General features: G+C 64.1%; 21 protein-coding genes. 12 read left to right on the top strand and 9 right to left on the bottom strand.

The window, feature by feature from the left end; genetic code table 11:
- Nucleotides 1–318 precede the first annotated feature (318 nt).
- Nucleotides 319–813 carry a 3D domain-containing protein gene (locus tag BerOc1_RS07480; protein ID WP_071545093.1) on the bottom strand — a complete coding sequence of 165 codons (495 nt, stop codon included), beginning with the start codon at nucleotides 811–813 and terminating at the stop codon, nucleotides 319–321.
- A gap of 299 nt (nucleotides 814–1,112) precedes the next feature.
- Between BerOc1_RS07480 and BerOc1_RS18830 the strand changes: the two genes are divergently transcribed.
- Nucleotides 1,113–2,375 carry an MBL fold metallo-hydrolase gene (locus tag BerOc1_RS18830; RefSeq protein WP_129586500.1) on the top strand — a complete coding sequence of 421 codons (1,263 nt, stop codon included), beginning with the start codon at nucleotides 1,113–1,115 and terminating at the stop codon, nucleotides 2,373–2,375.
- Between the two features lie 102 nt (nucleotides 2,376–2,477).
- Complete coding sequence (locus BerOc1_RS07470; RefSeq protein WP_071545091.1) at nucleotides 2,478–2,837, top strand: Hpt domain-containing protein; 360 nt, start codon at nucleotides 2,478–2,480, stop codon at nucleotides 2,835–2,837.
- Between the two features lie 59 nt (nucleotides 2,838–2,896).
- Here the strand turns inward: BerOc1_RS07470 and BerOc1_RS07465 are convergent, their stop codons facing one another.
- The gene (locus BerOc1_RS07465; protein WP_071545090.1) at nucleotides 2,897–3,460 is read right to left on the bottom strand and encodes an OmpH/Skp family outer membrane protein; all 564 of its coding nucleotides are present in this window, start codon (nucleotides 3,458–3,460) and stop codon (nucleotides 2,897–2,899) included.
- A gap of 337 nt (nucleotides 3,461–3,797) precedes the next feature.
- Here BerOc1_RS07465 and BerOc1_RS07460 point away from each other — a divergent pair, with 337 nt between their 5' ends.
- From BerOc1_RS07460 to BerOc1_RS07445, 4 genes are all read left to right on the top strand, one after another.
- Nucleotides 3,798–5,399, top strand: a complete 1,602-nt coding sequence (locus tag BerOc1_RS07460) for a flagellar hook protein FlgE (protein ID WP_071545089.1) — start codon at nucleotides 3,798–3,800, stop codon at nucleotides 5,397–5,399.
- Nucleotides 5,400–5,528: 129 nt separating this feature from the next.
- On the top strand, nucleotides 5,529–6,878 hold the full coding sequence (locus BerOc1_RS07455) for a tetratricopeptide repeat protein (RefSeq protein WP_071545088.1): 1,350 nt from the start codon (nucleotides 5,529–5,531) through the stop codon (nucleotides 6,876–6,878).
- 2 nt (nucleotides 6,879–6,880) lie between these two features.
- Nucleotides 6,881–7,759, top strand: coding sequence for a carbohydrate kinase family protein (locus BerOc1_RS07450; RefSeq protein WP_071545087.1), 879 nt, complete (start codon nucleotides 6,881–6,883; stop codon nucleotides 7,757–7,759).
- 205 nt (nucleotides 7,760–7,964) lie between these two features.
- The gene (locus tag BerOc1_RS07445; RefSeq protein ID WP_084641220.1) at nucleotides 7,965–8,423 is read left to right on the top strand and encodes an RT0821/Lpp0805 family surface protein; all 459 of its coding nucleotides are present in this window, start codon (nucleotides 7,965–7,967) and stop codon (nucleotides 8,421–8,423) included.
- Between the two features lie 427 nt (nucleotides 8,424–8,850).
- Here the strand turns inward: BerOc1_RS07445 and BerOc1_RS07440 are convergent, their stop codons facing one another.
- Nucleotides 8,851–9,327 (bottom strand): MauE/DoxX family redox-associated membrane protein, encoded by a 477-nt coding sequence (locus BerOc1_RS07440; RefSeq protein ID WP_071547048.1) that lies wholly within the window; start codon nucleotides 9,325–9,327, stop codon nucleotides 8,851–8,853.
- Between the two features lie 267 nt (nucleotides 9,328–9,594).
- On the opposite strand from BerOc1_RS07440, the gene BerOc1_RS07435 reads away from it, so the two are divergent.
- A complete protein-coding gene (locus BerOc1_RS07435; RefSeq protein ID WP_071545086.1) occupies nucleotides 9,595–10,203 on the top strand; it encodes a MerR family transcriptional regulator in 609 nt (202 codons plus the stop codon).
- A gap of 118 nt (nucleotides 10,204–10,321) precedes the next feature.
- The gene (htpG, locus tag BerOc1_RS07430; protein ID WP_084641217.1) at nucleotides 10,322–12,211 is read left to right on the top strand and encodes a molecular chaperone HtpG; all 1,890 of its coding nucleotides are present in this window, start codon (nucleotides 10,322–10,324) and stop codon (nucleotides 12,209–12,211) included.
- A 255-nt stretch (nucleotides 12,212–12,466) separates the two neighbouring features.
- On the opposite strand, the gene dgt is transcribed toward htpG, so the two are convergent.
- Nucleotides 12,467–13,795 carry a dGTP triphosphohydrolase gene (gene dgt, locus BerOc1_RS07425; RefSeq protein WP_165610798.1) on the bottom strand — a complete coding sequence of 443 codons (1,329 nt, stop codon included), beginning with the start codon at nucleotides 13,793–13,795 and terminating at the stop codon, nucleotides 12,467–12,469.
- 422 nt (nucleotides 13,796–14,217) lie between these two features.
- Nucleotides 14,218–14,442, bottom strand: a complete 225-nt coding sequence (locus tag BerOc1_RS07420; protein ID WP_071545084.1) for a flagellar biosynthesis anti-sigma factor FlgM — start codon at nucleotides 14,440–14,442, stop codon at nucleotides 14,218–14,220.
- 549 nt (nucleotides 14,443–14,991) lie between these two features.
- On the opposite strand from BerOc1_RS07420, the gene BerOc1_RS07415 reads away from it, so the two are divergent.
- Nucleotides 14,992–16,182, top strand: a complete 1,191-nt coding sequence (locus BerOc1_RS07415; protein ID WP_071545083.1) for a PhoH family protein — start codon at nucleotides 14,992–14,994, stop codon at nucleotides 16,180–16,182.
- A 49-nt stretch (nucleotides 16,183–16,231) separates the two neighbouring features.
- Nucleotides 16,232–17,365 (top strand): lytic transglycosylase domain-containing protein, encoded by a 1,134-nt coding sequence (locus BerOc1_RS07410; protein WP_071545082.1) that lies wholly within the window; start codon nucleotides 16,232–16,234, stop codon nucleotides 17,363–17,365.
- Between the two features lie 163 nt (nucleotides 17,366–17,528).
- On the opposite strand, the gene BerOc1_RS07405 is transcribed toward BerOc1_RS07410, so the two are convergent.
- The 4 genes from BerOc1_RS07405 to BerOc1_RS07390 form a co-directional block, all read right to left on the bottom strand.
- Nucleotides 17,529–18,323: a hypothetical protein gene (locus tag BerOc1_RS07405; protein WP_071545081.1), complete on the bottom strand. Its 795-nt coding sequence runs from the start codon at nucleotides 18,321–18,323 to the stop codon at nucleotides 17,529–17,531.
- Nucleotides 18,324–18,506: 183 nt separating this feature from the next.
- Entirely contained in the window at nucleotides 18,507–19,619 is a 1,113-nt protein-coding gene (ald, locus tag BerOc1_RS07400; RefSeq protein WP_071545080.1) for an alanine dehydrogenase, read from the bottom strand.
- Between the two features lie 46 nt (nucleotides 19,620–19,665).
- On the bottom strand, nucleotides 19,666–20,148 hold the full coding sequence (locus tag BerOc1_RS07395; RefSeq protein WP_071545079.1) for an Lrp/AsnC family transcriptional regulator: 483 nt from the start codon (nucleotides 20,146–20,148) through the stop codon (nucleotides 19,666–19,668).
- A gap of 168 nt (nucleotides 20,149–20,316) precedes the next feature.
- A complete protein-coding gene (locus tag BerOc1_RS07390) occupies nucleotides 20,317–21,762 on the bottom strand; it encodes a HoxN/HupN/NixA family nickel/cobalt transporter (RefSeq protein WP_071545078.1) in 1,446 nt (481 codons plus the stop codon).
- Between the two features lie 180 nt (nucleotides 21,763–21,942).
- Here BerOc1_RS07390 and BerOc1_RS18825 point away from each other — a divergent pair, with 180 nt between their 5' ends.
- A complete protein-coding gene (locus BerOc1_RS18825; protein WP_071545077.1) occupies nucleotides 21,943–22,626 on the top strand; it encodes a substrate-binding periplasmic protein in 684 nt (227 codons plus the stop codon).
- 93 nt (nucleotides 22,627–22,719) lie between these two features.
- Nucleotides 22,720–24,651, top strand: a complete 1,932-nt coding sequence (locus BerOc1_RS07380) for a sensor histidine kinase (protein WP_071545076.1) — start codon at nucleotides 22,720–22,722, stop codon at nucleotides 24,649–24,651.
- Nucleotides 24,652–25,162 lie beyond the last annotated feature (511 nt).

The following is a 25,162-nucleotide window of genomic DNA, read 5'->3' as shown; positions in this document are numbered from 1 at the left end:
AGAAAATGCACAGCTGACCCACTCTCGAAAGCCTTGTGCTAGCGCGAGGGCGAGAGCCGCTGTCGGGTGCTGAAGCACCCGAGTCGCTCCAGGGTTTGGGCGGTGCGTCCACCTTACAGAAAGGCAAGTGCCTCGCTCGACTTAGTGTCGGGCGAGGCACTTGCCTTTTCCCCCCCCTCTTTGGAGCGATTTCGGGGCGGCACGCCCCGAACAGCGGCTCTCCGCGCTAGGGATAGGCCCGCTATCCCGAGCCGCTTAATCTTCGGGCGCAATAAAAAAGGCCCCGTGACGGGGCCCTTACTCGCGTGTTCGCTCGAACTAGATATCGAGTAGCGCCGCTTTAATGTTCTTTCGCCCGAACTCTTTCGCCCTCGATTCGTCCCACATGAAGATGTCGATGCGCTGGTGGTAGCGCTTGTTCATGAGGTCGTTGATCTCGAAGATGCCGAGGCCCTCGATGCGGACCTTGCGGCCGAAGACCCAGCCCTGGTCAAAGAGGTCGCGGGATACGGCGATGGTGCCGGAGCGGACCTTGCGCATGGAGGCGGCGATGAGCGGATCGTCGTCGCACTGTTCGGTGGAGGGGTTGTAGGCGGTCACGGTGACCGTGCGCACCGGGGACATGTTCTTGGCCTTCTGCAGGAGGCGGGCCTCCTCGACCATGATCTTGCGCGCTTCGGCGGTCTTCTGGACCAGCTCCAGGCGGTGGGTCAGGTCGTCGATCTTCTGCTGCTTGACGAACACAACCACGGCCATGATCACCATGGCCGCGCACAGGACCGGGGTGATGGTGTAGTTGAATAATATTCGCATGAGTGTTGCTTCCTTGTTGTTTTAGGTCCGAGGCATATAATGACCGCCCAAAACCTTGTCAACGCCCATGCCATTTCGATGCAGGGCGCGTGCCTTGCTTCTGTAATACATTGAATCAAAACAATAAATATTTGTATGGTTCACCTGGTGGGGTGGGTGCGCCCAGAGAGACGCCTGGAATAACAGCCCCTTGCGGGAGGTCATCTTTTCTCGGTAAAAGTATTACTTGATATAGAAAACCACTTTGAATATAGTGAACTCGAAAAATGAAAAGACAGTAAATTTCATTAAGGAAACAAATGGGTTCAACGACATTCAGAGTGCTTCCCGTGGACCGGGGGGAAGCCTGCCTGCTGACCACCCGGCGCGGGGCCTATCTCTTTGACGGGGGCGGTCTGGGCCGGGATCTGCCCAGGCTGCTCAGGGAACGGCGGGTGGGCAAATTGCGGGCCGTGGTGTGCACGGCCGCCTCGACCGACCGGCTCGGGGGGATTCTCGATCTCATGGACGAGGGCTACCCGGTGAGCGAATACTGGCTGCCAGAGGGACTCCGCGCCCTGGCCCGGGCGGCTCGGGGGTTTGACGGCGGGTTCCCGGACTGGCTGGTTCGCTGCGGTTGGCCCGTGCCGGTGGACGCCTCCTTTCCCGTGCCCGGCATCCGGCCGCCCGTGAGCACCGGTCAACCCCTGGCGGCTGCTGCGGAACTGGCCCTGCTCGGCGTGGCGGCGTGCACCGGCCGACTGCCTGACAAGCCACGTCCGATGACGCCGTCCGCGGTCTTTCCGGCTGTGGCGGGACTGCTTCTGGACCAGGTCGCGGAAGGGGGCGGGGGCGGCCTGTTGCCGCTTTGCCTCGACGCCCTTGCCCGTGGGGCGGCGGGCAAGGACGAGGATCGGGCCGTGCTCAGCGGCAGGCTGCTGGCCGACCGGGCCGAGGGGCTGACCGTGTCCCGGCACCGGGCCGCCCGCGAGGTGGCCGGAACCCTGGCCCTGGCCGTGGCCGCTGAGGGGCTGCTGGCCCGGGGCGGGGCCAGGGTGCGCTGGTTCCGCCAGACAGGGCGGCTGGAGGAGCATCTGGTGCCTCGCCACCCGGTCATGTGCCTGAACGGTCTGCCCGTTGCGGGGGAACCCGGTCCGGCGGGTCGTATCTCGGCGGCCGGGCTGTTCCAGGCCGTCCGGCGGCTGAACGCGCCCGGCAGCGGCCTGGCCTTCCGGTTCGGCGACGCGGACTGCGGCGTGCTGGTCTGCGGCACCTCCACCCTCGCCTTTCTGGGCAGGCGTGCGTTCCTTCCCCTGACCCGGCCCACGGTGGTCGCCGCCCCGCAGCAGGGCGGCCTGGGCGGGGAGCAGGCCTACGGGCGGATCCGGTCCGAGGCTCCTCAGGACGACGTGTGGGTACGCTCGCACGTCTCCTTTACCCGGCGGGTGGCAGAGGGGTTCCGGCGTCAGCCGGTCCGTTGCTGCCTGAGCGACTGCCGGGACCGGACCGTGCAGGAGATTCTGCTCGCCTTTGATCGGGGGCGGTGGAAACGGCTATCGGGCGCGGCCTGTACCTGCGATTAGCCGATCCTTCTCTGTTACAGACGCGTACGGGCCGGAAAACCACTTTCCAACCCCTTTCCCGGGTGTTAAGCTTACTATTCTAATGGAACCGAAGGGGGAGCAATGACGCGGGATTTGTTCGACACCGAGCAGTTCCTGGCCAGCCTGGCCTATGACAGGGACCTGGCCGTGGAGCTCATCGATGCCTTTCTCGAGGACTGCCCGGGGCGCGTGGCGGAATTGACGGAGGCGCTGGCCGCCGGAGACATGGCCAGGGGGACCAAGCTGGCCCATTCGCTCAAGGGCATGTGCGGCGTGGTCCGCGCGGACGCCCTGGGCCGGCTGGCCCTGGAAATGGAATACGCCGGGCGCAACGGGAAACCGGAGGTCCTGCGAGAGCGGCTGGACGACTTCAACAACAGCCTGGAGCAGGCCAGGGAACTCATGGTCCGCTTCCGGGACGACGGCCAGGCCGGAGTCTGAAACGAAAAAGGCCTGTCCACCATGCGGTGGACAGGCCTTTTCTTGCGTGTACGGCGCGGTTATTCCGCGTCTTTCTTCTCTGCGGGAGCGGCCTTGGCGGCGTCTTCGGCGGGAGCGGCCGGAGCCTCGGCCTCGGGGGTCTCGGCCTTGGGCGCTTCGGGCATGGAGAAGTCCATGGTCACGTTGTTCATGGCCGCCTCGATGTCCTTGGTGATGTCCACGGTCTCGCTGGACGCGATCACGGCCTGCTTGCTCAGGATCAGGGCCAACCCCTTTTCCTTGCGGTAGTTCTCGAGAATCTCGTTGAATTTGGCGTCGACCATGGCGACGATGCGCTGCTGCTCGGCGTTCATGGTGTTCTGCAGCTCGCCCATGGCCAGCTTGTAGGCGGCCACGGTCTCTTCGGTCTGGTTGGCCTGCATGGCCTTGTAGGCGGCTTCGGCCTTCTGCTGCAGGGGCTTGCCCATCTCCTGGAGGTGGGCCATGGCCTCGGTGGCCAGTTTGTTTTCCTTGAAGGCGGCGGCCTCGTCCACGACGCCGATCTTCATGGACTGCTCCTGGTTGCAGGCGCTCAGGCCCAGGGCCAGGATGGCGACGACGATCAGGGGAAGAATCCGTTTCATTACTATATCTCCATTGTTTCGTTTGGTGTCACTCTGAGTTCAAAGTCGCGCAAGCCTACGCGCGCCGCCGGTATCTGGCAAGGGAAAGATCGGTTGCGAGGGCTCCCCGCCCGGCCGCTCCGCCGCCGTGGCCCCCGGCCGTGCCGGGGACGGCCGGGACCGCCCTCCGGCAGGATGTGCCGCGCTCCGGCCGACCCTTTCCCTTTGGAAACATGAAGTTTTCTTAATGGCACACCCCTTGCTCTTTATCCTTCCGAGAAGGCGTCGGGAATTTATTGCCGGGAATGGGTATCCCGGTGGTTCCCGCGAATCCGGCCAGCGCCGGATCGGAGGAAGTATGAGTTTTGGAAGCATGTATGTGGGCGCCACGGGCGTGATAGCCCATAGCCAGGGCATGCAGGTCCTGGCCAACAACCTGGCCAACGTGGACACCATCGGCTACAAGCGCTCGAACATCCTGTTCGGCGATCTGATGAGCCAGCAGATGGCCTCGGGCAGCGCCAAGTACGATTCGGACGCCATGCGCATCAGCCAGATAGGCATGGGCGTGGGCGTGTCCGCCATTCGGGGCATCTTCACGGACGGCCCCCTGTCCTCGTCCACGGAGTCCACGGACCTGGCGCTTGCGGGCCAGGGCTTTTTCGGGATCAGCGACTCCTCGGGCGTCATGCGCTACACCCGGGCGGGCGGATTCCGTTTCAACAACGATGCCTATCTGGTCAACCCCCAGGGATATCGGCTGCAGGGGTTCGCCTACGACCGGGAGACCGACACGTGGGGCACATCCGTGTCCGACATCCAGCTGCCCTACGAGGACATCACCGTGGACGGCCAGACCGCCCGCGTGGTCCGGTCCGAGCCGCTGGCCACCTCCTCCGTGGAGATAGTCACCCAGCTCGACCACTCGGCGACCAGCCAGATTTCCAGTGAAAACAATCCGTTCTTCGCCATGGTCGAGGCGTATGCCGCCAACCAGAGCAACGCGGCCTCGCCGTTCGGCGACGCCCAGCCGCAATACTCCACGGCCATCGACGTGTACGACGAGAACGGCAACAGCCACGAAATGACCATTTATTTCGACCCGGTGTCCACCACGAACCTGTCCAACGCGGTGCCTGGCTACTCCTATTGGGAGTACGTCATCGCCATGCCCGGGGAATCGGACGGCTCGTCCGCCTACGGCACCTCGGCTGCCGGACTGGCCGCCATGGGGGTTTTGACCTTCAACGACAGGGGGGTGCTGGTCAACCAGTCGGCCTATGCCCTGGATCCCACGGCCACGTCGGGAGCGGGCGGCACCAGCCTGTCCTCCTGGGTTCCGGCGACCTTCAGCGAGGACGGCCTGGCACAGTTCGACTACACCTTTGCCAGCGGCGGCGGGACCCGGACCATCAGCTACGATTTCGGAATCAGTTCGAACAACGGGTCCTGGCGGGCCAGTGGCGGGGGCACGGCCGCATCCGTCGGCAACAACGTGGACCTGCTGCCCGAGATGGACGACATGGACCGCGACGCCCGCGTGACCACCAGTTACGACAAGCCGTCCTCCACCCTGTATCATATCCAGGACGGCTACACCTGGGGTTACCTCAATACCGTCAGCGTGGACGAGGAGGGCGTCATGAGCGGTCACTTCTCCAACGGACAGACCGAGGAAATGTTCAAGGTGGCCGTGTACAAGTTCAACAGTCCGTGGGGGCTCAAGCGCGACGGCGGGACCAACTTCATGGCCACCGACGCCTCGGGCGAGGCCATGCTGGGAGAAGCCGGAGACCGGGGACGCGGGACCATCAACCAGAACTCCCTGGAGGAGAGCAACGTGGACATGGCCAAGGAGTTCGCCACCATGATCGTCACCCAGCGCGGCTACCAGGCCAACACCAAGGTCATCACCACCTCGGACTCGGTCCTGAACACGCTCATCTCGGTCAAGCGCTAGCCGCTCATCCATCAACGCCTTGCAGGGCGCTGTCCGGTCGGTCCGGGCAGCGCCCTTTTTCGCGGGCCGCCTTGAATTCCCCGGGCAAACCGGATAGTCAGAGCGAGATTTGCCAACAAGGAGCATTCCGTGACGGATACACGCGACGACCGCAGCCCCGAGGCCATCCTGGACCTGGTCCGGGAGGTGGAGCGGGAGGCCCCGGGCGGGGCCGAAACCCTGTACATGGCCGCCATGCTGGCCGACGCCCCCCTGCCATACGACTTCGCCCTGTCCGTGGAAGGCACCCCGCACAACCCCGCCCTGGTCAATCCGGCCGCCGCCTTTTTCGCGGCCACGGCCCTCATGGACCCGCTGGTGGGGCGCAACCTGGTCGTGGCCGACGCCGACCACCAGGTCTTCGCCCTGCCCGCAGACGTGCGCGAGGCCCTGCGCGGCTCGCTTGGGCATGAGCAGGCCGCCGAGTGGGCCGGACGGGCCGTCTACGCCCTGAACCTGGCCCTGCCCGACGCCGACCCGCAGAACTGGCCCCTGGTCCAGTGGCTCATGCCCCACATCCTGGCCTGCCGCGACATGGCCGCCGAACTCGGCGTGAACACCGCCGCGGCCAACCGGGTCCTGCACCAGGCCGGATTCTCCCTCTATTATCAGCAGCGCCACAAGGAGGCCGCCGACCTCCTCGAAGCGGCCATGGTTGTGGACATAGCCCTCAAAGGCGGTAGCCATCCGGACATCGCCGCCGACCTCGAGGGGCTGGCCTCGGTTTATCTGGCCGGGCGGGACTTCGTCCGGGCCGAGGCCGCGTTCAAGGCCTGCCTGGACCTGCAACGCGCGATCTTCACCGAGAACAATCCGGCCACGGCCCCGGTCCTGAACGGGCTGGCCATGACCAAGCAGGCGCGCGGCGATCTCGCCGGGGCCGAATCCGCCCTGAACGACTGCCTGGCCGTGCTCCGCGCATCCGGCCAGGAGCGCCAACCGGCCGCCGCCTCCTGCCTGCACAACCTGGCCCTGCTCATGGACGCCGTTGACCGTCCCAAGGAAGGACTGAAACACGCCCTGGAGAGCCTGGAGCTGACCACCGAACTGTACGGCGAGCACCATCCGGAGACCGCGTCCAGTCACAACCTGGCCGGGCTGCTCCTGGAGCGGCTGGGCAAGGACCCAGAGGCCGAGGCCCATTTCCGCAAGTGCCTGTCCATCCATAGCGGCGCCTTTGGCGAGGACCACCCCGAGACCGGGCAGGCTTTGTGCAACCTGGCCCTGTTCCTGGACGGACGGGGGCGGACCGGCGAGGCCTTCGACTGTTTCGAGCGCGGTTTCGCCGCCTACGAGCGTTCGCTCGGGCCGGGCCATCCGTACATGGAACACGCCCTGGACAACCTGGTGACCTTTCTGGAACGGACCGCGTCCTCGGATTCGCCCCTGCGCGAACGGGCCCGGGCGCGGCTCAAGCTGATCGTGGAAAAAGCGGGGTAGCCATGCAGCCTATTCTCGCCGTGGGGTTGGGGGAAATCCTCTGGGACGTGCTGCCCGATACGCGCATGCTCGGCGGCGCGCCCGCCAACTTCGCCTATCACGTCAACGCCCTGGGCGGGGCCGGGGTGCCCGTGTCCCGCGTGGGCGACGACGACCTGGGCCGCGAGGCCCTGTCCCTGCTCGTCCGCCGGAGGCTGAACATCGACGCCGTGTCCCTGGACCCGGACCATCCCACCGGCACGGTGGACGCCCGCGTGGATGCGGACGGCGTGGCCACCTACGTCTTTCCGGACGACGTGGCCTGGGATTTCCTGGCCCTGGACCAGTCCGCCCTGACCCTGGCCGCCAGGGCCGACGCGGTCTGCTTCGGCTCCCTGGCCCAGCGCGCCGAGACCTCCCGCCGGGCCATCCACCGCTTCCTGGGCGCGGCGAACAAAGCGCTCAAGGTCTTCGACATCAACCTGCGCCAGGATTTTTACACCCCGGAAATCCTGTCCGCCTCCCTGGACGCGGCCGATGTGCTCAAGATCAACGACACGGAACTCGGCGTCGTGACCAGCCTCTTCTCCCTGCCCCCGGGCGAACGGCCCGCCCTGCGCGCCCTCATGGCGCGCCACCATCTCGATCTCGCGGTCCTGACCCGGGGCGGCAAGGGCAGCCTGCTCCTGTCGCCGGACGCGGTCTCCGACCTGTCCGGCGAACCGGTCGAGGTGGTCGACACCATCGGGGCCGGAGACGCCTTCACCGCCGCCCTGGTGCTCGGCCATCTCCAGCAGTGGCCCCTGGACCGGATCAACCGCTACGCCGCCAAGGTCGCGGCCCACGTCTGTTCCCAGCCCGGGGCCATGCCGGAAATGCCCGAGGCGCTGCGTCTGGCGTAGGCGGCTTGCCGACCTCTGAACAATTCTTAGGGCAATTCTTGCATCCGGTGCGCAGATTGTGGGCGCGTTCTTTGTGGTCATTGAGAAAAAACCAATGATATCGGAGTGTTTTACGTGGCATGGGCTATGCTCTTGTCTGTGCGAGAGCAAGGCCGAGCGGCCTGGAAACGTGAACGGGCCGCGAGGCTGCAAGGAGGATGAAACCATGAAGACCGCTTTTATGAAGACCGCCATATCGCTGGTGCTGATGCTGTCGCTGCTGGCCGGTTGCCAGACCACCCAGGCGCAGAACGGGGCCGGGATCGGCACTCTGGCCGGGGCAACCCTGGGCGCGCTGACCTTCAAGAACAAGGTGTCCGGCGCGGCCATCGGCGCGGGCGTGGGTATGCTTGCGGGCTACATCGTGGGCAATGAAATGGAAAAGGCCGACCGCGCGCAATTGTCCAATACCCTCGAGACCACGCCGTCCGGCTACACCACCGAGTGGGTCAACCCCGATACCCGCACCCGCTACGAGGCCATCCCCGAACCGCCGCGCGAATACCACGACGGCCGCGTCGAACGCGACGTGACCATCAACGCCCGCATGGCCGACGGCTCCACCCAGACCGTCTACGCCAAGGCCTACCGCCAACCCGACGGCTCCTGGCAGCTTGTCCAGTAGCCAGGGACGCAGGATAAACAAGCGGGACCGCTGGTGCGGTCCCGCTTGTTTGCGCCTCCGGCGGCCGGGGGAAGGGGAGAGGGAAACCCTTTGAGAAAAGGGTTTCCCTCTCCCCTTCCCCCGGGACCCCCCATCCCCTCTTCCTTCCTAAACTTTTTGTGTCGCTTCGCGAGGTGGCGTGTGCGCGGGGAGGCACCCGTTTTATGATTGTTTTGACACGCTGCCTTCTCTATTTGTCTTGGCCGACTTCCTTCCTGGCTGCGTGGGCTACCGTCCCGGCGCGAACCCTTCGGGACACCGTCAGGCCGCATCCGCCCAGTCCTCACGCGTTCCGCCCGCGCCGCAGGCGCAGCCGTGGGATGCAAGGGTGCGAACCCTTGCCCGCCGGAGGCGAAATCACCCGTCAAATCCGCCGAAGGCGGTATCTTTACTTCTTTTTCCCGAACAGCCGCCCAAGCGCCCAGGGCCGGAATCCGGCCACGCGGCGTTGGACGTAGAGGAGGGCGCAGCCGGCGAGCATGACGGCGTCCCGGAGAAAGGCGTGGAGCGGGCCGGTTGGGGCATTGTCGGTGTTTTGCGGATTGCCGAAGCAGCCGCAGTCGGCGTCGAGGCCGAGATACAGGGCGTAGAGCAGCACCACCATGAACCCCAACAACTGTGCGACAATGACCGCCAACGCGCCGCGCGCGTCGAGGACCAGGCCGAGGCCGGACAGGATTTCCACGCAGGGTATGGCGTAGGACAGGAATCCCGCCATCTTCCAGGAGACCAGACCGTAGATGTTGATGGTCACGGCAAACCCTTCCGGGTGCATGAGCTTGAGGGTCCCGGCATAGACGAAAAGCAGGCCGAGGATAACCCGGACGGCGGTGTAGAGGGCTTTGGAGGCGAGCGGCGCTTTCATGGTGTCCTTTGAGGCTTCTTGCGTGAGCTTCGCGACCATAAAGGGTTCCGCGTCCGAGCGCAAACCCGCGCAGGTGGTCCTATCTCTCTAAGAAAAGTCTAGAAAAGTTCAAGAATTTCAACCGCAACGAATTGCGGTTTGTTGCTGTCTTGGAAAAAACTTTGTGAAATGAGTATGATGAAGTCTGTTTTTTCTTGTTGAAATCCGCGAATTCCGGTACTCCAATGAAAAACAACAAGGACCGCAAGCAAGCCAAGGGAGTGTGACATGACTGGCAAGAAAGTCCTTTCCGTGGCCGAGATCGCCCGCGAGCTCGACCTGCCCGAATCCACGGTGCACTATTGGAAGAACCGGTTCGCCCAGCATCTGCCGAGCGTGGGGCGCGGCCGCCAGAAGCGTTTCAAGCCCGAGGCTGTGGAGATTTTCGCGAACATTTCCCGGCTGCTCAAGGAGGGCCACACGGCTCGCGACGTCATGGACCGGCTGTCGCAGGATTATCCGCTCCAGGCCGACGCCGTGCCCGCGACTTCGGGAGGTGGGCAGCCGAATCTCCAGGCGGTCGGGTCCATGGACCAGGTCATGACCATGGCCGCGGCCATCGGCATGGAAATCGCCAAGTCCGTGGGCGAGGGCATCCGTTCCGTGCTGGCCGCCGAGGGCGGGGGAGCGCCCGACGTGGCCGACATCCGCGAGGGGCTGGAGGAGACCGCCCTGCGCATCTCCACGGCCATGCAGGAGACCGAGGCGCTCAAGGCCGAGAACCGGGAGCTCAAGGAAAAGCTCGCGGTCATGGAGGCCGAGATGGTCCGCTTGCGCAAGGATCGGCGCGAAATGGAAAAATACCTGCTTGACAAGATCAAATCCGTATCTACTTAAAACCTGTTCCCGGGACGCCATTCCCGAACATACTCTCTCTATGAAAAAGTCCCGCCGGGTGCGCGAGAGCCGCGCATCCGGCGGGCGCGCATCTCACCCCATACGGAGGTATCTTTTCATGGGCAAGAAAACGACCCACAAATTCAAGGCTGAGGTCAGCCAACTCCTCGATATCCTTGTTCACTCGCTGTACACCAACAAGGAAATATTTCTCCGCGAGCTGATTTCCAACGCGTCCGACGCCCTGGAAAAGGCCCGGTTCAAGACCCAGGCTTCGGGCGAGACCGACGAGCTGGCCCCGGAAATCCGCGTCACCGTCGATGCCGATGCCAAGACCCTGACCGTGACCGACACCGGCGTGGGCATGACCCGCGACGAGCTGATGCGCAACATCGGCACCATCGCCCACTCGGGCACGGCCGAACTGGCCAAGCTCGCCGAACAGGGCAAGGAATCGCTGGATTCACTCATCGGCCGGTTCGGCGTGGGCTTTTATTCCGTGTACATGGTCGCCGACGAGGTCACCGTGACCACCAAATCCATGGACGCCGACGCCAGGCCCATCGTCTGGACCTCGGACGGCCGCACCGACTACAAGCTCCAGGAGCTGGACGAGGACCGTCCCCACGGCACCGAGATCACGGTCAGCCTGAAGGAGGACCTGGCCTCGCAGTTCACCAACGAGGCGCACCTCAAGCACGTGGTCAAGACCCACTCCAACTTCATCAATTTCCCCATCTACGTGGGCGGCGAGCGGGTCAACACCATCCAGGCCCTGTGGCGCGAGCCCAAGTTCCAGATCAAGGCCGAGCAGTACGCCGAGTTCTACAAGTTCCTGACGTTTGATTCGGAGGATCCCTTCGACACCCTGCACACCTCGGTGGACGCGCCGGTGCAGTTCAACGCGCTCATGTTCATTCCCAGGCACGGCAACGACCCGTTCGGCCTGGGCCGCGAGAACCGGGGCCTGGACCTGTACGTGCGCCGCGTGCTCATCGAGAAGCAGAACAAGGACCTGCTCCCCGAGTATCTGGGCTTCATCAAGGGTGTCGTGGATACCGAGGACCTGCCCCTGAACATCTCGCGCGAGACCCTGCAGGACAACCTGCTCATGCGCAAGATCAGCTCCACCCTGGTCAAGCAGGTGCTCGACCACCTGGCCAAGATGGCCAAGGACGACGCGGACCGCTACAACGAGTTCTGGCGCGCTCACGGCGAGCTCTTCAAGGCGGGCTACATGGACTTCCTGAACAAGGACAAGTTCGCCGGGCTGGTCCGCTTCAACTCCTCGAGCCTCGACGACGACAAGGGGCTGACCTCGCTGGCCGACTACATCGCCCGCGCCAAGGAGGATCAGAAGGAGATTTACTACGCCTACGGCCCGAGCCGAGAGGCGCTCGCCCTGTCCCCGCACCTGGAGGTCTTCCGGCGCAAGCACGTCGAGGTCCTGTACCTGTTCGAGCCCATCGACGAGTTCGTCATGGACGCCCTGCGCGAGTACGAGGGGTGCGCCCTGGTCTCGGCCGAGCACGCGGACATGGCCAAGCTCGACAAGTTCGAGTCCATGGAGAAGGAGGACAAGCCCGAGCCGCTGAGCGACGAGCAGAAGACAGAACTGGACAAGCTGCTTGCGCGCATGAAAGACGTGCTCGGCGACGCGGTGACCGAGGTCAAGGCGTCCACCCGGCTGTCCGAGTCCCCGGTCTGCCTGGCCAACCCGGACGGCAACGTGACCTCGTCCATGGACAAGATCATGCGCGTCATGAGCAAGGACACCTCCATCCCCAAGAAGATCCTGGAGATCAACCCGGACCACGCGCTCATCCGCAACATGCTGGCCATCCTGGAAAAGGACGAGAACGACCCGTTCATCGACCAGGCCGCCAACCAGCTCTACGAGTCCGCCCTGCTGCTCGAAGGCTACCTGACCGACCCCCACGCCCTGGTGGGCCGGGTCCAGGACCTGCTGACCAAGTCGAGCAGCTGGTACGTGGCCTCCGGCAAGTAGATCCGGCACGACATATCGAAAAAAGCGGATTCGGGCATTTCCCGAATCCGCTTTTTTTTTGCGTTCTTGCCCTGAGCGACCACCCCGGCCCAGATTATAACGGTGGAAAAAATTTCGGCGTGTTATGCAGAGGATAAGTGCGCGTGTCCCGTTCATGCCAGGCTTGGGGAAGAGACGGGCATTGCACCTCCTCACGCGAAGCGGCCGGTCCCGGAATCGTTCCGGCCCGGCCGTTTCCTCGCTGTTTTAGCGGTATCAGTACCCCAGCCCGAGGAACTTGCGGCACAGGTCCGTGGCGTAGTGGTCGGTCATGCCGGAGATGTAGTCCACGATGGCCATGATGATGAGATACAGGGAACGGATGTCCTCTCCGGGGATGATTTCTATGTTTTCGCGGTTCAGAAGGGCCAATACTCTTTCGTTAATGGGGCTTTCGCCTTTTGCGAATCTTTCCATATCCACCATGGTTTGTTCCAGGAGCAGACCCAGTGCGTTCTGGGCCCCGATTTCGAGGATGGTTTTTCGGCGTGAGAGAAAGAGCTTGTCGGAGATGCCTTTGTAAACATCATGGACAACGCGGCAAATTCCATCTTGGGATTTCTCCATCAGGCTTGAGTTTCTGTCGAACTCACCGGACATGATGGAGTCGTAGTGTTCCTGGAAAAGCGTTGCGGCCTCTTGCACGGCTCCATTGATGAGCTTGGCACGGATAAGGCTGTTCCGCTGCCGGAAATGGCAATCGTGTATCCACGCATAGCGTTCGCCCGGGCCGGATTCCAGGTTGAGCACCTTGGCGAATTTGTCGGCCATGAACGATTCCTCAAGGATGCCCAGTTCGGTTGCGTCCTCAATGTCGATGATCCTGTAGCAAATATCGTCGGCGGCTTCGGTAAGGTAGGCCAAAGGAGGTCGGGACCAAAGCCCGCCGATTCGGATGAGCCCCAGAGCTTCCGCCACGGTTCTCATGGCATCGGCTTCGGTCTGGAAAAAACTGAACTTGTCCTTTTCCGCCTGCGAGGACGTCCACGGGTATTTGAGGAGGGCCCCCAGGACCGCATACGTCGGGCTCATGCCGGTGTTGTTGAATCCCGTGCTGACCAAGATGCGGACGGACATGGCATTCCCATCGAACCGGGTAAAATCGTTCGCGTATTGTGGCGGCAAAAAGATGGGAACACTCGAACGGGCAAACCATTTCTTAATGGCTTCCTCGCCCCCGTGCCCAAAGGGCGGGTTGCCTATGTCATGGGCAAGGCAGGCGGCCTGCACGGCTTCCCCCACATCCTTGGGGGAGAGGGTGGAGGGCAATTCCCTGCGATCTTCCAGGAACACGCCCACCAACTCGCCCAGGCTCTTGCCTACCGAGGCGACCTCCAGGCTGTGGGTCAATCGGGAGTGGATGTGGTCGTTCTCGTTCAGGGGATGGACCTGGGTCTTGCGGGCCAGCCGTCGGAAGTGGTCGCTGAACAGGACGCGGTCGATGTCGCGTTGAAAGGGACTGCGGACGTCGCTTGATTCGCTTCCGCGTCCGTAGCGCGTGGCGTCGAGCAGCTTGTTCCAATCCATGCGGGGTGCGGAGCCCATGGTCATTCCTCCGGGGGCGTTGATGCGGTTCTTGTCGAGCCTCCACAACTCACCAGATTATCCCGGACCGGTCAACTCCCCGGAGTCACGGCAAAAGATAGGCGCGCCGCAGGCGCATGGATGGAACGCACGGGGGCGAACCCTATCGCTGCTGTCGCTATCTCTAAGGCTCGAAGACTCGCCTAAGAGCGAGCGCTGCCCGCCGGCAAATTCGCGGGACAGCGGATTTGGACGTTGCGGTCCTTCCGCAACGCCCGAAGGGGTGAGCCCCGGGGACGGGGCGAATCAAGGCGAAATCGTCCGACAACGCCGCGAAGCGGCAGTCAGAATCTGATTCCCCAGAACAAGCGGATATCGGCAAAACAGCGGAGCCGGGGCGGGAGTCATCCCGTCCCGGCTCCGTGTGCCGTTGAGTTGTTTTTCTAGAGCGTCGGGTCCATGGCCGAGGTCAGCAGCCTGGCGATGTCCATGACGTCGGGCTCGTAACAGCCGGCGTTCACCTCGGCCTTGAGCCGGGCGATCTTGTCGGCGCGCTCTTCGGCGCTGTCCCGGTGCCGCCCGGTGTCCACCTGGTCGAAGGCGTCTAGCACGCGCTCGGTTTCCATATGGGCCGCGGTCCGCCCGCGGCTGTCGTCATAACCCTTCATTAACCCCTCCCTGGGTTATTGAAGTCAACGGGAAGGGCGGCATGCGCCCTTCCCCAAGGTCTCCCCTCATCCGCTTGCAGCCCCGGCCGCATCCTTGCGACCGCGTCCTCCCGCTTGCCCGCGGAGATGTCTCCCGCCTCCCGGACCTGACCGGGAGTACTGGGTTGCTTCTCTTATCGGACGCGAGGCGTGAATGCTTAGGGTGGGAAGGGTGATTTTTCGTATTAATATTAGTTCGCAATTCCAGATGGATAGCTGGGGCGTAAAAGCCGCATACCCCCAGGGGAAGCCAGGTTTAGCAAGGGTTTGCGGACGGTTGGAGGGCAAAGCCCCGGCAGGTCCGCCACCGGATCGTCACCGGTTCGCCATGACGTGGCGGCGGGCTGTCAGGCATCTTGTCTCTAGACTTTCTCGTGAAAACTGGTCATGGTTTGCATGACTGGTTGAACCTAAGCGGAGGCATACAATGAAATTGATTCGCTGATTCCCGGCACGGGTGCCAAATCGTGAGATACCCTGGAATCAACATCAACCGCCGGACGGGGGATTATGGCCCAGAAGCATTTTGTCCTCGACACCAACGTCCTTATTGAAAATCCCAAATGCATCATCGCCCTGAGAAACGGGGTGGAAAACCAAATCTACATTCCCTACACCGTCCTGGGCGAGCTGGACGGACTGAAGAAAGACCCGCGCATCGGCCACATCGTCTCCCAGGCGGTGCGGGCCATCCTCGAAGACGAAGCCGTCAACATCTTCCCCCCGGACTTTGCCGAGACCCTCACGGACCCCGTGCTGGACGACCGCATCCTCAAGGAAATCCTCCACGTGGGGCCGGAAGAGGCGACGCTGATCACCAACGACCGCATCCTCCAGATCAAGGCCAAGTGCTACGGCATTCCGAGCGAGGAATACCGCGATTCCGATCCGTTCCGGTCCGAGTCCCAGCGCTACACCGGGTTCGTGGAGGAGGGCGAGGAGCCGGTGCGCAACTGTTTCCGCTGGGAGAACGGCACCCCGATCTTCCACGGCCCGGAGGGGCCCAAGGAGATCAGCTACACCCACGAGATATGGGGCGTGAAGCCGCGCAGCGTGTACCAGAACCTGGCGCTGGAACTGATGCTCTGCGAGGGCATCGACCTGGTCTCCATCCAGTCCGAGGCGGGCTACGGCAAGACCTTCCTGTCCCTGGCCGCGGCCCTGTACCTGATGCTGGAGCGCAAGGACAACCCGTACCGCAAGATCTACCTGGTCAAGCCGGTGGTCGAGATCGGGGCCAAGATGGGCTACCTGCCCGGCGACATCGAGGAAAAGATGCTGCCGTACATCAAGTACATCCAGGACCTGCTCATCAAGCTGCACGACATCCGGCCCGCCAACCGCATCTTCATGGACCCGACCAGCGACTCGTTCAAGTTCAACCCCAAGAAGTTCGAGGTCCAGCCCGTGGCCTTTTTGCGCGGCATGAACATCGAGAACGCGGTGGTCATCGTGGACGAGATGCAGAACCTGTCGCGCGGCGAGACCCGAGCCCTGCTGACGCGCATGGGCGAAGGCGTCAAGTGCATCTGCCTGGGCGATACCCGGCAGGTGGACAATCCATACCTCAACGAGTCGAACAACGGACTGAACTGGACAGTCCGCAAGCTCAAGGGGTACAAGAACTATGCGCACATGGTCCTCAAGGGCGACCGCTCGCGCGGCCCCATCACGGACATCGTGCTGAAATCGAAACTGTAATCGGCCCCGGGCAGGGGGCGTCCCCTGCCCGGCCCCGACGGGAGCATACATGCCCAGGCGGTACCTTGCTCTCCCGCTTGCGGCGGGAGTGATCCTTTTTTGTTTCGCGCTGCTCGCGCCCCTGCACGGCCCGGCCCTGGCCGGGGACGGGGACATCGAGATGCTCGCGCCCATGCGGACCGCAGCCTTCCCGTCGCTGGAATCCGCCATCCGTATCAAGGGACCGCTCTATTTCTGCGGCGAGTTCGTGCCCCTGCACCTGCCCGAGGTGCGCGAGCGGTTGGAAAAGGAACTGCTGCTCATGCTCTGGGACCGCGCCCAGGTCATCCTCTGGCTCAAGCGCACGGGCCGCTATTTCCCGCACATCGAGACCGTGCTGCGCGGGCGGGGCATGCCCGACGACCTCAAGTACGTGGCGGTCATCGAATCCGCGCTCAGGCCCGAGGCCGGGTCCAGCCGTGGCGCGCGCGGCATATGGCAGTTCATCGCCTCCACGGCCTGCAACTACGATCTGACCGTGGACCGCTTCGTGGACGAGCGGCGCAACTTCTATTTCGCCACGGGCGCGGCCGTATCCTATCTCAAGGACCTGCACGACCAGTTCGACTCCTGGACCCTGGCCTGCGCGGGCTACAACATGGGCGAGCAGGGGCTGGCCAGGCGGATCGGGACGCAGGAGGTCAGGGACTACTACCACCTCGACCTGCCCGAGGAGACCCAGCGCTACGTGCTCCGCGCCATCGCGGCCAAGCTCATCCTCAACGATCCGGCGCGCTACGGCTTTGACCTGCATCCCGAGGACTACTACAAGCCGCGCAAGTTCGACCGGGTCAAACTGCGGGCCAAGTATCCCACGCCCCTGACCCTGGTGGCCAAGGCCGCGGGCACCTACTACAAGGACATCCGCGACCTCAACCCGCAGCTGCTGGGCGAGGTCATCCCGCCCGGCCAGCACGACCTGTTTCTGCCCGAGGGCGCGGCCGAAGAGTTCGCCGAGCGCTACCATCCGCTCATGGCCAAGTACCGCGAGACCCTCAAGCCCGAGACCTACGTGGTCAGGAGCGGGGACTCCCTGACCGAGATCGCCCGCAGGCACGACATGAGTCTGTACCAGCTGTGCAAGATGAACAAGCTGACCAGGCGGTCGACCATCCACCCCGGCCAGAAGCTGCTGGTCCAGTGATCGCGGTCTTTGCGGAAAAGCCGCCCGGAGGGCAGGGCGTTTTCCGTCCGCGCGCCTCGGCATGACCAAGACAAACGAGAATCCCCCGAGCGTCCTGCCCGGGGGATTCGTCTTCAACGCGTATGGGGAGGCTCCCGTCTTTTGCCTGCCGCAATCTCGGGCGTCAGTGCGACGGGGACGTCCGCGGCCTGACGGTCTTGAGCGCCGCGACCAGGGCGATGGTGGCGGCCACGGAAGCGAGCAGGGCAAGGGAGAAGGCGGCGAATACCCCCAACCGGACCATGAATCCGTTGATCACGACATAGAACAGGATGATCCCGAGGGCGCTGATGGCGTTGCCGCGCACGGCCGCGACCATTTCCGTCCGTCCGCTCTGCTTGTGGAGAAACACCGTCAACGGCCAGGCGACCACCGGAATGGGGGACAGCAGGCCGCTCCAGTGCGGGCCGATCAGATGCGCGAGGGCGGTAACCACGAGCAGCAACGAGGTGGACGCGACCATCCGAAGGGGAATGCCCCACGAGGGGGCCTTGGGGGACGGCGCCGGCTTGGCGCCGGTCCTCTCGGTGCGGCGGATGATCGTCCAGATCAGTATCAGGTCCGCCGGTATGGCCCAGCCTGAAAAGGGTATCTGGAGGGTCAGCAGGGAACAGACTGCGAAAAGGGCCAGCGAGCTCAGGCAGCCCATGAGCACGGAGGCCATCTTCGAGACGTAAAGGTAGAAGAGGTAGGTCAGCAATACGGCCGCCAACCCGGACAATGCGGCCGACGCCGCCCCCTCGGCAAAGGAAGCCCCCTGCTCCACGGCCAGAAAAAACATGATGGGCGCCGACGTCAGGGGCAGGCCCGAGATGATCCCGCCGACAAAACCGCCCCATTTCCTGGCCGCCAACGACACGGCGAGCATCATCGTCGGGGTCACGGTGAGTTTTATCAGCAAAAGCTCAAGAGAGGACATGGCGCCCTGTGATGATAAAAGTATTCGGCATGTTGGATGGCCTGCGCAAAAGCCGTCCGAATTTCTACCCGCCGCGCCTTCCGAATGCAAGCGGCGGTCCCGGAGGCTACGCCTGAACCGGGCAAAGGAAAAGGCCCCGGTCAACGACCAGGGCCTTTATGCTTTGCGCCTCGTGAGAGGATGCTACATCTGAGCGAGCGCCTCTTCCGGGGTCATGGAATCGATGTTCAGGGCGGCGCCCACGGCCGGGCAGGTCAGCTTGCCGTCCCAGGTGTTCAGGCCGAGCGCCAGACCTGCGTCGTCCTTCAGGGCGTCGGTGCCCTTGGCGGCCAGGCGCAGGGCGTAGGGAGCGGTCTGGTTGACCAGGGCGAAGGTGGAGGTGCGGGGCACCGCGCCGGGCATGTTGGCCACGCCGTAATGGACCACGCCGTCGATGACGTAGGTCGGGTTGTCGTGGGTGGTGGCCTTGGTGGTCTCGATGCAGCCGCCCTGGTCCACGGCCACGTCGACGATGACAGAGCCTTCCTTCATCAGGGGCAGCATGTCGCGGGTGATCAGGTTCGGGGTCTTGGCGCCGGGCAGCAGGACCGCGCCGATGACCAGGTCGGCCCGCTGGACCATCTGGCGGATGTTGGGCTCGGTGGACATCATGGTGGTGATGCGGCCCTGGAAAACCTCGTCCAGGTACTGCAGACGCTGGTGGGAGAGGTCGAGGATGGTCACGCGCGCGCCCATGCCCATGGCGATGCGGGCCGCGTTGGTGCCGACCACGCCGCCGCCCAGGACGAGCACTTCGGCGGGGTACACGCCGGGCACGCCGCCCAGCAGGATGCCGCGGCCGCCCTGGGTCTTCTCCAGATAGTGCGCGCCCACCTGGGTGGCCATGCGCCCGGCGACCTCGGACATGGGGGTCAGCAGGGGCAGGGTGCCGTCCGCGGATTTGACGGTTTCATAGGCCACGCCGGTGGTGCCGGAGTCGAGCAGGGCCTTGGTCAGCTCGGGAGCGGCGGCCAGGTGCAGGTAGGTGAACAGGAGCAGGCCCTTGCGCAGATACTGGAATTCGGAAGCCAGCGGCTCCTTGACCTTGATGACCATCTCGGCGCCCCAGGCCTCGGCGGCGGAGACCATCTTGGCGCCGGAGGCGATGTACTCCGCGTCGGCCAGGCCGCTGCCCAACCCGGCGCCGGCCTCGACCAGCACCTCGTTGCCCTGGCGGACCAGGGATTCCACCGCGCCCGGAGTCATGGCCACACGATTTTCCAGCGTTTTGATTTCCTTGGGGATACCGATAATCATCTGATGCTCCTTTGCAAAGCTCTCCGCCCTCTCCGGCGGCTAAACGTTATTTGGTGAAGGTCTCGATCACGGCGTCGGGCAACAACAGCCACTTGCGCCGGGATTTCATGACAACGAACGATTCGGAGGCGTTGATGCCGCCCACCTGGGACAGGTCCCGGTCCAGGAACCGGTAGAGGTCGTCCATGCCTTCCTGGCAGACGATCTCCACGATGATGTCGTAGCGCCCGGTGACCGCGGCCGCCCAGTTGACCCGGGGCAGGGCCCCGATCTGGTCCAGCTTCTCGCCGAGCTGCTCGTGGCTCATCAGGCTGATGCCCACCAGGGCCACGGTCAGCCCTTTGACGCGCGTGGGGTTGACCAGCCCGGCCACCTTGAGCGCGCCCGCCTGCATCAGGTTCTTGAGCCTCGAGCGGACCGTGGGCGCGGTCACGCCCGTGGCCTCGCCGACCTTGCCGGGCGAGAGCTGTCCGTCGCGGGTCAGTTCGGCCACCAGCCGCTTGTCTTGCGAATCCAATGCGTTTTTCATTTTTGTCAGTCCATGTTTTCTTTTTGGAAAGCGTTGTGGGGTTCTTTTTACCTAAAAGTAAAAAAATTGTCAATGATTTTTTGCGAACACGAAATGCGGCGCAAGACGGCCCGTGCCGGGCGCGACCGGACCGGGGATGGGATTCGGCGAGCCTTGGTGAGAAGGAAATCAGGCGGTCAGCGAGCCGATGAGCAGGGCGGTGCCGAACAGGCCGATGGCGGCCGCGCCGCAGATGGACAGCCCGGCGTGGAGGTAGCCGAACAGGCGGCGGTTGCGGCCGGACAGGGTCAGGGCGGCCTTCCGGGCCGAGACCGCGAGCCAGGCGAACAGGGTGGTGGTCAGGCCCATGCCCAGGGCCATGACGATCAGGGCCGCCACTCCGGTCCAGAAGATGTTCAGGCCGATGGCGAAGGCCAGGATGACCGCCGCGCCCGGGCAGGGGATGAGCCCGGTGACGAAGGACACGGCCAGGATGGATTTGAGGTCGCCGCCCTCATCGCCGTCGTGGGCGCAGGCGTGGCTCGCGAGCAGGCCGCCCCGGCGCAGGTCGAGCACGGCCTTGACCAGCAGGAACAGTCCCATGAGGGCGAGCAGCCCGTATCCGGCGGGCTGGATGGCCCGGCTGGCGGCCGCGAATCCGCCCATGCCCGAGGAGAAGATCAGGTAGGCGGCACCCACGGCCAGGGCGGCGGAGCCCATGTGCACGAAGGTGATGGCGTTGCCCATGAGCGCGCCGCGAAGCAGCGAGCCGGGACGGCTCAAAAACCACGAGCAGACCACGGCCTTGCCGTGCCCCGGGCCCACGGCGTGGACCACCCCGTAGACGAAGGACAGGGCCAGGAACATCCACAGGGGCGCGCCCCACGGCTCGTCCTTGAGCCGGGTGCCGAACGCGTTCAGCCGTTTGGTCAGTTCCTTCTGGGTGGAGCGGACCATATGCATGATCCGGCCGGGCAGGCCCGCCTCCTGGTCCGCGCCGGTCCGGTCCGCCGCCACGGACGGCGCGGCGCCGGGCACGGCGGACACGGTCATGTGCACGGCCGACGGCACGATATATTGCCAGTATGTGTGGTCCTTGGCGGCCCGCACGGAGTGGCTGACCGAAACCCCGCCCCGGACGTCGAAGCGGATGCCGTTTTCGGCGTAGATCATGTCCGTGTAGTATTCCTTGTCGAACACGGCCATGCGGAAGTCGGACAGCCGGTCCACGGGCAGGGAAAGCGGCACGTCGAAGTCGTAGACGAACCGGTTGTCGGCAAGCCCGGCCCGAAAGCCCGTCACGGTTACGGGCACCGATTGTCCGCCGGTCTCGATCAGGGTGAAATAGTGGTAGTTTGACAGGTAGGCGAAGGCACCGTCGCGCACGGCCGCCTGCCCCTCCTGCGTGGCCAGGGCGGCCGCGTCCAGCCCGAGCTCGCTGAGGATCGCCCGGGTGAATATCTCATCGAAGAGCCAGGTCTGGTGCACGCTCGACAACCCCGAATCGTCCACGTGGAAGGTCAGGGAGACGTCCACGTAGACGTGCGGGTGGGCCTCGGCCCGTTGCGGGGCCGACAGGCACAGGGCCGTGAAGAGCAGGGCTACCGGGAGCCATGTGGTCAGGGGCGTGCGCATGGTCGGTTCCGGCACAGATAAGGGAGAGCCGGTAAGAAGGCAAGTTCCGCGCTCGCAAATCCGGCAACGCGTTGCTTTTTCAGAGGAGGCGTTATAGATTGCGCCATGCCCCATGGTTCGGTTCCATCCCTTCCGCGACCTCTCCCGCGACCGGTCCTGTTACTCGTCCTCCTGTCGCTCTTGTCGTGCCTTCCGGCCCTGGCCCAGGACCGGGAGCTGCGCATCGTGACCGTGGAACTGGGGGCGTGCGGCCGTCTGGAAGGGGGGCGGCCCGTCGGGTTCTGCTTCGAGCTGGGCAACGCCCTGGCCCGCGAGGCGGGGCTCGAGGCGGAGAACCGGCTCGTGCCCCTGGCCCGTGGCGTGGAGGAGGTGGCCACGGACAAGGCCGATCTGATCATCATCCCGCCCGAGGGCGGTATCGCCGACCTGGCCGAGGACATCGGCCCGGTCAAGGCAATCACCCTGGCGGCCTGGGCCCGGGTGGAGACACCCCTGCGCGACGCCCGGGACCTGGCGGGCAAGACCGTGGCCGTGGTCCGTGGCTCCCGCCACGAACGCGAACAGGCCGGGGAGCTGCACTTCATCCCCTTCCCGTGCAAGAATCACGAGTTGGCCTTCAAGATGCTCATGGCCGGGCGGGTGGACGCCGTGCTCGGGCCGCTGGAGGGACTGGCCGAGGCCGCGCGGCGGATCGGCCTGCGCCGACGGTTCCTGGGAGAGCCCTTGGTCGTGGAACGCGATTTCATGCGCGTCTACGTGTCCACGAGCGTGCCGTCGCCCGTCCGCGACCGCCTGCGCAGGGCATTGAACCGGCTCATCGAGGACGGGACCGTGGCCCGGCTTCGGGATCGTTATCCTATATAACTGTGATGACACGGTGCGGGGAGTCGTGTACAGCCTCTCAGGAGGATGCATGATTCGGGAGTTGTCCCCCATTTCCCTTTTTTCGGAAGACAGATGCGAGCAGACAAACCCAAGAGAAAACGGCCTCTCCTGACCAGCAGGTCCATCTCGCGGGACCTGACCTTCAGCCTGGTGGTGATCGTCATGATCATCGCCACGGCGCTCGGCGGTTTCATCTACTGGCAGCAGTCCCAGGAGATGTGGGACACGGCCGAGAAAAAGGGCGAGGACACCATATCCTCGGTGGCCGAGATCCTGGCCGTGCCCATCTGGAACCTGGACTACGACAACGCCCGGCTCATCGGCTCGGTCTACACCCACGACGACATGGTCCAGGGCATCCGCATCTACGGCTCGCGCAACGAGGTGGTCTTCGCCCACGAGAAGTTTTCGGGCGTGCCCGCGGACTTCAGCAAGGTCCGGCCGATCATCTTCGAGGGCCGCACCATCGGCCGGGCCGAGATCGACTTCACCCTGGCCCGCGAGAAGAAGCGCCTCGACGAGCAGATGTTCGTGTCGATCATCATCATCGTCGTGTCCATCTCCGTCATCCTGGCCATCACCGGCCTGCTTTTGCGCGTCTTCCTGAACAAGCCGCTGATGGTCCTCCAGTCCGGCATTGCCCGGGTGGCCAAGGGCGACTTCTCCTACGACTTCGGCGAGGTCTACCACGCCGAGCTCCTGGAGATCGCCAAACGGTTCCGGCGCATGTCCATCGAGATCGAGGGCCGCGAGAACAAGCTTCAGACCATGAACAAGACCCTCCAGGAAGCGGAGGAGAAATACCGGTCCATCTTCGAGAACGCCATCGAGGGCATCTTCCAGGCAACGCCGGACGGCGTGCTGCGCCGGGCCAATCCGGCCATGGCCCGCATCTTCGGCTACGACTCCCTGGACGAGTTTCTGTCCAACGTCCGCTCCCTGAGCTCCAGGATCATGGTCAACCCGGACCACATGCAGGGGTTCTTCGACCGGGTGCGCGACCAGGGCGAGGTCAAGCGGTTCGAGGCCGAGTACTACCGCCGCGACGGCAAGACCATCTGGGGCTCGCTCAACGCCCGTGCCATCCACGACGAGGAGGGCAACTTCGTGTTCGTGGACGGCATCCTCGAGGACATCACCGACCGCAAGAAGGCCGAGCAGGACCTGGCCGACCTGAACCGCCACCTGGAGCAGCTCGTGCGCGAGCGCACCGAGGACCTGGTCAACAAGGCCCGCGAGCTCGAGGAGGCCAACCAGCGGCTGCGCGAGCTGGACGAGATGAAGTCCGCCTTCCTGTCCTCGGTCTCCCATGAACTGCGCACGCCCCTGACCTCCATCCTCGGCTTCGCCAAGCTCCTGAACAAGGAGTTCACGCGCAACTTCCTGCCCCTGGTCAACCCGGACAGCTCCCTCGCCCGCAAAGGCAAGCGCATCCGCGAAAACCTGGCCATCATCAGCCATGAGGGCGAGCGTCTGACCCGGCTGATCAACGACGTGCTCGACCTGAACAAGATCGAGTCCGGCTCCATGGGCTGGCGCGACGAGGACCTGGACATGAACGAGGTCATCGAGGTTGCCGCCAGCTCGGTCTCCGGCATGTTCGCCCAGACCTCGCTGGAACTGCGCACCGAGATCGATCCCCGCCTTCCGCACATCCGCGCCGACCGCGACCGCATGCAGCAGGTGCTCATCAACCTGCTCAACAACGCCTCCAAGTTCACGGAAAAGGGCTCGGTCACCCTGCGCGCCTTTCCACGCTTCGGCCAGCTCCGCGTGGAGGTGGTGGACACGGGCACCGGCATCCACCCCGAGGACCAGTCCCAGATCTTCGAGAAGTTCCACCAGACCCACACCGACGACACCATGGTCAACAAGCCCAAGGGCACCGGCCTGGGGTTGACCATCTGCCGCGAGATCATCGAGCACTACGGCGGCCGCATCTGGGTCGAGTCCCAAGTGGGCGTAGGCTCCACCTTCATCTTCACTTTGCCTTCCATGGAATAAAAGCGGCTTGCGATAGCGGGCCATCTGCACATTTTCCGAGGGCCCGCCTGATCCTCACGTACTGGGGTACGCTGCGGTCAGGCGGACCCTCGAAAAATGCACAGCTGACCCACTCTCCCAAGCCTATCCATAGTGCGGTGAGTGAGCCGCTGTCGGATAGCTGCGCTCTCCGAATCGCTCCAAAAAATAAGAAGAATCCGTGCGCCCGCACGGCCTTGCCGCAGGCCTCCGAAGAACCATACAACATCGTCGGCCGAATCGTGCAGCGCAAGGTTGTTGCCTTGCAAGGAAAGGAGCGCGAGGCCATCCAGGTCGGCTGCTCCTATGCGGATCGGAACAAGCGGCGACAGCCTCTGGTCGCTGTTTGGTTCGTGGAGGGGCTCGGGCGGCTTTACGGGGAGTTATCCGACCCGATACGATGCAGACGGGACACGCCGGACGAGATGAAGGCGGCGCGGCGGATATTCGATGCCGACAAATGAGACAAGATGAGGCGGCTTTCCCGGTTGCA

It is taken from the genome of Pseudodesulfovibrio hydrargyri, from assembly GCF_001874525.1.
GTDB lineage: Bacteria > Desulfobacterota > Desulfovibrionia > Desulfovibrionales > Desulfovibrionaceae > Pseudodesulfovibrio > Pseudodesulfovibrio hydrargyri.
The sequence above is the reverse complement of the archived record's forward strand: the minus strand, read 5'-3'. Positions and strand labels throughout refer to the sequence as shown.